The sequence below is a fragment of the Trueperaceae bacterium genome, assembly GCA_031581195.1.
Lineage (GTDB): Bacteria > Deinococcota > Deinococci > Deinococcales > Trueperaceae > SLSQ01.
In genome coordinates, this window is record JAVLCF010000140.1 from 1 (window position 1) to 5268 (window position 5268).

A 5268-nucleotide genomic window follows, 5' to 3' on the forward strand; every position below is an offset into this window, starting at 1 on the left:
AGCAGTTGCTTGCTGACCGCGTGCGTCAGGGGGTGCAGGCGGGTGCCGCTGCCGCCGGCCAGGACGATGCCCTTCACGCGGCCCCCCCGGTCGGGCCGAGCCCGCGGCGGTCGAGGGCGTCGCCGCCGCGCACGGCGTCGACCCACGCGCCGTTCGCGAGGTACCAGGCGACGGTGGCGCGCAGGCCGTCCTCGAAGGGGACCTCCGCGCGCCACCCGAGGTCGGTTTCCGCGCGGGTGGGGTCGACGGCGTAGCGCCGGTCGTGCCCGGGGCGGTCGGGGACGTGCGCGATGCGCTCGGCGTGGGGGGCGCCGCCTGGGTGGGCGTCGTCGAGGGCGGCGCAGACGCGCCGCACGACGTCGAGGTTGGTGCGTTCGGTGCGGCCCCCGAACAGGTAGGTGCGGCCGGGCGTACCGCGCTCGAGGGCGAGCAGGAGCCCGCGGGCGTGGTCCTCGACGTGCAGCCAGTCGCGCACCTGGTCGCCGGCGCCGTAGACCGGCAGCGTGGCCCCCGCCGCCCCCCGCAGGATCGTCGTGGGGAGGAGCTTCTCGGGGAACTGGCGGGGGCCGTAGTTGTTGCTGCAGTTCGTGACGACCACCGGGAGGCCGTACGTGTGGAACCAGGCGCGCGCCAGGTGGTCGGAGGCGGCCTTGGAGGCGGCGTAGGGGCTGCGCGGGTCGTAGGGCGTCCCCGGGTGGAACGGCGGGGCGTCGGGCGCGAGGCTGCCGAACACCTCGTCGGTGGAGACGTGCACGAAACGCACGTCGTCGCGCATTCCGCTCGGGGGGGTCCAGGCGGCGCGGGCCGCCTCGAGGAGGGTGAAGGTCCCGTCGACGTTCGTGCGGAGGAAGGGGGCGGGCCCGTCGATGCTGCGGTCGACGTGGCTCTCCGCGGCGAGGTGCAGGACGGCGTCGGGGGCGTGCCGCTCGAAGGCCGCCGCGACGGCGGCGGGGTCGGTGACGTCGGCGTGCACGAAGGTGTGGCGCGGGTCGTCCAGGACGTCGGCGAGGCTGGCGCGGTGGCCGGCGTACGTCAGCGCGTCGAGGGTGACGACCCGGTGGTCGGTGGTGGCCAGCAGGGCGCGGACGACGGCGGACCCGATGAAGCCCGCCCCGCCGGTCACGAGGACGGTGCGGCTCACGGGGGGCCCTCCGTCGCGCGCTCGGGGGCGTCCCCAGGGGCGCCCGGGGGTGGGCTGGTGAAGGGGTCGGCGTCGCCGTAGTCCCGCAGGCGGGGGGCGGCGGCGTCCTTGACCGAGAGGGTGGGGGCGTCGACGCCCCACGCAACGTTCAGGTCGGGGTCGTCCCAGCGGAGGCTGCGCTCGAGCTCCGGGGCGTACCGCGCGGTGGTCTTGTAGTGGACGTCGGCGCCGTCGGACAGCACCAGGAAGCCGTGCGCGAAGCCCTCGGGGACCCACAGGTGCCGGTGGGCGCGGTCGTCGAGGACGGCGGACACCCACCGCCCGAAGTGCGGGGACGTGCGCCGCACGTCGACGGCGACGTCCAGGATGCGCCCCGCGAGGACGCTGACGAGCTTGCCTTGCGCGGCGGGGGGCGCCTGCCAGTGGAGGCCGCGCAGCACCCCGGCGGCGGAGCGGGAGTGGTTGTCCTGCACGAACGGCCCGACGCCGTGCGCGGCGTAGGTGGTCGCCTCGTAGCGCTCGAGGAAGAAGCCGCGGGCGTCGCCGTGCAGGGTCGGCGTGACGACGAGGACGCCGTCCTCGCCCCACGGGCCGAGCGGTTCGAAGGTCGCGCTCACGCCGCGGGCTCCGCGGCGCGCCAGCGGCCGCGGTGGGCGGCCAGCCGGTCGGTGTTCAGGGAGACGTCGGCGGGCAGGGCGACCGGCGCGTCGGCCCGCACGCCGGGCGCGACGTCCGGCGTGCGGCGGCGGACGAGGTCGAACACGCTCTTGCGCTCCGTGACGACGTGGAGGACGTCGCCCTCGACCTCGTCGTGGTGCCGGACGACGTCGGTCAGGAGGTCGGCGATCACGTCGACGTAATCCTGGCCGGTGAACAGGTCGGTGAAGGCGGTGGGGTGCGGCCAGACGCTCGGGCGGAACGACGTGCGCAGGAGCAGGGCGTCCGGCGCCCGCCGGGCGGCCTCCTCCGCGACGAGCTTCGTGAGGGCGTAGGCGTTGCGGACGGGGCCGGGCGGGTCGGTCTCGCGGTAGCCGCCCTCGGGCCGGTCGTCGCCCCCCCAGAAGACGTAGTCGCTGCTCACGTGCAGCAGCCGCGCGCCGCCCTCGCGGGCGGCGTCGGCGACGTGGCGGGTACCGGCGACGTTGACCGCCCAGGCGGTCGCGCGGTCGGTCTCGGCGGCGGCGACGTCGGTGAAGGCGGCGGCGTGCAGCACGACGTCGGGCGCGTGCGCCGCCACGAGGCGGCGCACGGCGTCCGCGTCGCGGACGTCCGCGTCCGCGCTCGCGGTGCCGGTGACGCGCAGGCCGGCGGCCGTGAGGCGGGGGACGAGCGCGCGGCCCAGCGTGCCGGTCGCGCCGGTCATCAGGACGTGCGGGGTGGGGGGCGTCCCCATCGGGTCAGGCGTCCGCGGGGGGTGGGGCTTCGGGGGCGCGGATCGCTTCGCGGAGGAACACGACCAACGTCGCGACGAGCGCCGCCACGACCGCGGCGAGGGCGGTGACGAGGACGGTGGGGCGCGCGACCGGGTCGGTCGGGGTGCGCGCCGGCTCCAGCAGGCGGGTGTTGCGGGGGGTCAGGTCGCTCACGAGCGCCAACGCCGGTTCGAGCGCCTGGACGCGGGCGTAGGCGTCGGCGGCGGCGTCCCGCTCGCGCTGCGCGGCGTCGAGCGCCAGGCGGGCGTCGGCGACGTCGGTGCGGAGCGTCTCGATGGCGGTGCGTTCCGCGTCGAGGGTGGCGTCGACGGCGCGGCGTTCCCCCTCGAGGCGGGCGATCTCCCGCGGGTCGCCCTGCGCCCCCTCCGCGCGGAGTCCGGCGAGGGTGCGCGTCAGCTGCGCGCGGTCGCTTTCGAGCCACCCGAGGCGGGCGTTCGCCGCCTCGAGCTGCCGTTCGAGGCCGGCGAGGTCGCGGGCGGCGGCGTCGCGGTAGGTGGCCTCCGCGGCGTCGAGGGCGGCGCGCCGCTCCTGCACCGCGGCGCGGGTGCGTTCGTAGATGGGGCCGAGGTCGTCGAGCAGGGTCGCGCGGACGCGCGCGACGGTCGCGTCGGCCCAGGCGTTCGCCCAGGCGCTGGCGGTGTCCGGCTCGGGGTGCGTGACGCGCATCACGACCGTCAGGGCGGAGCGGCCGCCGTCCCCGCCGGTGAGGACGTCGAGGGCGGTGGCGGCCTCGAGGTCGCGGGGGGCGTCGGGGGGCGTCACCCCGTCCGCCTCGAGGGCGGTGCGGACGGCGTCGTAGGTGCTGCGGCTCCCGGCGATGCTGCGCAGGGTCGCGACGTCGATGGCGCCGCGCACGTCGAAGTTCAGGGCGACGTCCTCCCCGAGCCGCACCTGGTTGGGGCTGGAGACGACCGTCGCGCGCGCCTCGTACGCGTCGGGCGCGAGCAGTCCCCAGGCGAGGGCGGCGGCGGCGGCGAGGACCGTGGCGACGAGGATGGCGGGAAGCCCGCGGCGCAGGATCGACGCCAGTTCGCGGAGGCTGACCTCGTCGTCCGCGACGGGGCGCGCGTGCGGGGGTGGGGGGCCGGGGTCGCTCACGGCGGCGACGATACCGCGGCGCGGGGGGCGGGAGGGGGGCCGCGCGGGCGCCGTTCAGCGTTCGGTGCGGATGAGGCCGTCCGCCTCGAGGCGCCGCAGCCAGGGCGCCAACTGGTCGAGCCCGACCCCGAGCGCGTCGGCGCACCCGCCGACGTCCAGGCCCCGCTGCAGCGTCCGCAGCAGCTCCTTGCCGGAGGGGCCGTAGTCGCTCTCGAACGACATCGCCAGGTCGGTCATCGGGTCGAGCGCGTCGCGCCCCCGGAGGGTCAGGTGGTAGCGGCGGGTCTCCAGGTCGGGGGGGTCGTCCGGCAGCGGGAGCGGTGGGAGCGCGGTGGGGTTGGGGTGCGCCTGGAAGCGGGCGGCGGCGGAGCCGCCGCCGCCGACCCGGAGGACCGGGACGCCGCCCTCGAGGAGGGTCGCTTCGCGGGCGGTGAGGCGGACGCCGTGGGGGGCGTCCCCCTCCCGGCCGAGCAGGAGGCCGGCGAACGCGCCGCGCCAGCTGGGGGGGAGGGGCGCGAACTGCAGCGTGGGGGCGTCGGGCCGGTCGGTCGTCGCGTCCGTCCCGCTGGGCGTCGCGCCGCCGTGCCGCAGGAGCAGGCGCAGCGCGTCGCCGTTGTGGACCGGGAGGGGCGCGTCGTCGGCGGCGGCGGCGGAGCGGGGGCGGCGTTCGCCGATCGCGGCGCGGATGCGCCCCTCGGCGAGGAGGGCGACGGCGGCGTCGCCGTCCTCGTCGAGGGTGAGGAGGCCGTCGGCGGCCTCCGCCTCGAGCGTCGCGAGCCAGGCGGGGAGGTGCGCGAGGTGGGCGCTGCAGGCGAAGCGGGCGGGCAGCTGCGGGATCGCGCGGAGGTGCGGGTCGGTGGCGCCTGGGAAGCGGCTGGGGAGTTCGGGGACGCCGTGCCGCGCGCCGCTCGGGAGGGCGTGATCGTGGAAGGCGAAGGCGACGTCCGCGACGTCGCTGCCGGGGGGTGCGCCGTGTTCGGCGCGGGCGATCGTTTCGCCGCCGTCGATCAGGGTGGTCACGAGGCCGCGCGGGCCGGCGGTCGCGAGGGTGCCGACCTCCTTCGCGTCGAGCAGCGTGCGGAGGAGTTCCGCGGCGCCGTGCGGGCCGCTGCGCCCCTGCAGCGCCGGGCCGGTGCGGCTCACGCGTCGTCGGGCGTCCCCGCGAGGACGCGGTCGAGGAGGGCGCGGTCGGCGTCGAAGGTGAGGCGTTCGCGGGCGACGTCGGGGGGCAGGAAGGCGCCGTCGGGGAACAGCGCTTCGCGGGGCGTGAACGCCGCCGCCTGCGGGGCGGTGCAGCGGAACCAGGTGATGCGGCGGGGGACGCCGTCGGCGTTGACGTACGCCGTCGTCCAGGTGGCGTCGGGGTCGGGGGCCGTGGCGTGCACGCCGGCCTCCTCCGCGATCTCGCGGAGGGCGGTCTCGAGGGGGCCTTCGCCGGGGTCGACGTGGCCCTTGGGGAACGCCCATTCGCCGTTCGCGCGGCGCAGGAGGAGCACCGTCCCGTCGGGGCGGAACACCAGTCCGCCGGCGCCGGCGGTGGGGGCGGCGGGGTCGTCGGGCGCGCGCGTCATCGTCCGAGCATGCTAGCACCACCGC

General features: G+C 77.7%; 7 protein-coding genes. All 7 read right to left on the reverse strand.

The window, feature by feature from the left end:
• A partial coding sequence (locus RI554_10390; protein MDR9392423.1) for a sugar phosphate nucleotidyltransferase occupies nt 1-77 on the reverse strand: 77 nt, incomplete at its 3' end.
• On the reverse strand, nt 74-1141 hold the full coding sequence (gene rfbB / locus RI554_10395; GenBank protein ID MDR9392424.1) for a dTDP-glucose 4,6-dehydratase: 1068 nt from the start codon (nt 1139-1141) through the stop codon (nt 74-76). The genes RI554_10390 and rfbB, both read right to left, overlap by 4 nt.
• Nucleotides 1138-1758 (reverse strand): dTDP-4-dehydrorhamnose 3,5-epimerase, encoded by a 621-nt coding sequence (rfbC, locus tag RI554_10400; GenBank protein MDR9392425.1) that lies wholly within the window; start codon nt 1756-1758, stop codon nt 1138-1140. Before rfbC ends, rfbB begins: the two co-directional genes overlap by 4 nt.
• Nucleotides 1755-2534, reverse strand: coding sequence for a sugar nucleotide-binding protein (locus tag RI554_10405; GenBank protein ID MDR9392426.1), 780 nt, complete (start codon nt 2532-2534; stop codon nt 1755-1757). The genes rfbC and RI554_10405 overlap by 4 nt, the downstream gene beginning before the upstream one ends.
• Nucleotides 2535-2538: 4 nt before the next feature.
• Nucleotides 2539-3672 carry a Wzz/FepE/Etk N-terminal domain-containing protein gene (locus RI554_10410; GenBank protein MDR9392427.1) on the reverse strand — a complete coding sequence of 378 codons (1134 nt, stop codon included), beginning with the start codon at nt 3670-3672 and terminating at the stop codon, nt 2539-2541.
• A gap of 54 nt (nt 3673-3726) precedes the next feature.
• Nucleotides 3727-4815, reverse strand: a complete 1089-nt coding sequence (locus RI554_10415; protein ID MDR9392428.1) for a hypothetical protein — start codon at nt 4813-4815, stop codon at nt 3727-3729.
• Complete coding sequence (locus tag RI554_10420; protein ID MDR9392429.1) at nt 4812-5243, reverse strand: NUDIX domain-containing protein; 432 nt, start codon at nt 5241-5243, stop codon at nt 4812-4814. The genes RI554_10415 and RI554_10420 overlap by 4 nt, the downstream gene beginning before the upstream one ends.
• Nucleotides 5244-5268: the final 25 nt, after the last annotated feature.

Excerpts from the sequence above, each read along its gene's own strand:
- RI554_10405 (MDR9392426.1), bottom strand. The coding sequence starts at position 2,534 with ATGGGGACGCCCCCCACCCCGCACGTCCTGATGACCGGCGCGACCGGC.
- RI554_10420 (MDR9392429.1), bottom strand. The coding sequence starts at position 5,243 with ATGACGCGCGCGCCCGACGACCCCGCCGCCCCCACCGCCGGCGCCGGC.